Annotated in this window: 2 protein-coding genes and 1 pseudogene; 1 reads left to right on the top strand and 2 read right to left on the bottom strand. The window is 58.4% G+C overall.

The window, feature by feature from the left end:
* Positions 1 to 368 precede the first annotated feature (368 nt).
* Together ACOQFS_RS03370 and ACOQFS_RS03365 are read right to left on the bottom strand one after the other, a co-directional pair.
* Positions 369 to 740, bottom strand: coding sequence for a TfoX/Sxy family protein (locus ACOQFS_RS03370; protein ID WP_421561560.1), 372 nt, complete (start codon positions 738 to 740; stop codon positions 369 to 371).
* Positions 741 to 796: 56 nt separating this feature from the next.
* Positions 797 to 1309 (bottom strand): hypothetical protein, encoded by a 513-nt coding sequence (locus ACOQFS_RS03365; protein WP_421561559.1) that lies wholly within the window; start codon positions 1307 to 1309, stop codon positions 797 to 799.
* Positions 1310 to 1334: 25 nt separating this feature from the next.
* Between ACOQFS_RS03365 and ACOQFS_RS03360 the strand changes: the two are divergent.
* A pseudogene (locus tag ACOQFS_RS03360) lies at positions 1335 to 1913 on the top strand (phage integrase N-terminal SAM-like domain-containing protein); the annotation flags it as partial.
* Between the last annotated feature and the right edge of the window lie 56 nt (positions 1914 to 1969).

Genomic DNA, 1969 nt, shown 5'->3' with positions numbered 1-1969 from the left:
CGCCAGAGCTTTGCGATGCCAGACTGACAAGCCAGCAGGCTGCACAGCACCACGCCAAAGCCAGTATTGATTCACCACTTGCGATGGGTTTGATCGACCATCATGGCCAACCGGGTTCCTCCCACACCGCATTCCGCCGATAACTCTTCCGGCAGCTTGCCTGCCGCTTGCAACGTGTGGCGACGCGGTGACGCAGATTCCATGTCGGCACGGACCACCACAGAGTCCACAACAGATGCCGGATATACGACTGCAGGTGTTTTACCCCCTGGGCCCCAATCGATCAGGCTCTTGTTGTTTTGGGGGAGTCCATATAGGAAGGGTTAGGCCGCAGTGCGCGCGCGACCTTGAAGGACAACAGCGTGAAGCTACTCACTGGCTTTGCTCCTCTTGAATTTTTCGTGCGTTTCGAGGGCGAGCAGTAGGCTTGTACGGTGATCCTTTGCCACCTCTTGCCAGTGAATTCCGGTTATTGCGCCTTCTATTGCCCACAAGAGATTGAGGCTGGCTTTGGGCTCGACCTGCTTGACCATTGAATAGGCTCTGACCGAACCGAGGTGCTTGAGCTGCTCAATGGTTGTGATTCCGGCGCGTTCCATGAACTGAGCCGACTTCGGCCCTAGATTGGCCACCTTCGCCAAAGAAACTTCTCCCCGCTTTGGGGCCGCTCCACTTGGCGGTGGCTTCTTCGGCGCTGGCTCTGACACGGCCTTCTCCTTCTGCGGCCTAACGTTCGACATGAGGCGCGGCCGAAAGCTTGCGAAGCAAGCTTTTGGACGTCGCCTCGATGGAGGGGTTAGCCGTCATTGCGGCCACCACTTTCTTGAACCCCATGCGGCGCCGCAGCTGCGGCCTTGAAGGGGCGTAGCTGTTCGGGCGCGGGCAGCACGGGCGGAGCACTCGCAGCAAGGCTGTAGACCTCAAGGCCGCTCAAGATGCCACCGCTCTGAAAGATGAAGACTCCAAACATTTCTTCGCCTTCACCTGCCACGAAGTCCCCGAGGATGTTTACCCCTGCAGGCGCCTCCGGCTCACCGGCCACTTTGAAATTGAAGCTAGCGCAGCCGCACTCGCAACGCCAAGCTGTTGCTTCGGCACGTGCGAGTTGAGGAAGAAAACGAGACGCCTCAGCGTTCCCGTGTTCCAGCATCCACTGCGCGAGCAAACGCTCGTGCTTGGTGAGGGGCCGAGTAGCAGGGGCATCGACCATGACGGCTAACTTCTGGTTTATCTGACCAAACACCGGATACCCACAATCCCAGTCGTTAAACAAAGCAGCATGACACCCCAAAAAAGTGTTTGAAATCAACCCTGTAACGCATCATACTGGATGTATGAACAGGCATAACAGAACAGACAAACCTGACTGGCTACCTCCTCGGTCCGTCAAGCTGCTCGATCAGGTGAGAGAACGGGTTCGCTACCTGCATTACAGCCTACAAACCGAGAAGGCCTATGTCTACTGGGCCAAAGCGTTTGTTTTGTGGACGGCCCGCAGCTTCGGCGGATTTCGGCATCCGCGCGACATGGGGCAAGCTGAGGTCGAGGGATTTTTGACGATGTTGGCGACCGAGAAGCAGGTTTCGCCCGCAACCCATCGGCAAGCTCTCAATGCACTGTTGTTCCTGTATCGGCAGGTGCTGGGCATGGAGTTACCCTGGATGCAGCAGATTGGTCGCCCACCAGAGCGCAAGCGCATACCGGTGGTTTTGACGGTGCAGGAGGTTCAGACGCTCCTTTCGCACATGGCGGGCGCCGAGGCGCTGTTGGCTGCCCTGCTCTACGGCAGCGGACTGCGCCTACGCGAAGCGTTGGGCTTGCGGGTCAAGGATGTGGACTTTGACCGCCACGCGATCATTGTGCGCAGCGGCAAGGGCGACAAAGACCGCGTGGTGATGCTGCCCAGGTCGCTAGTCCACTGAAACCGAGAAATCGGCTGTGCGCCGGGGTGGCAACGGGATGCAGCGCA

Origin of the sequence: Paracidovorax sp. MALMAid1276 (assembly GCF_049198005.1) — a bacterium.
Classification (GTDB): Bacteria; Pseudomonadota; Gammaproteobacteria; order Burkholderiales; family Burkholderiaceae_C; genus Acidovorax.
The sequence above is the reverse complement of the archived record's forward strand: the minus strand, read 5'-3'. Positions and strand labels throughout refer to the sequence as shown.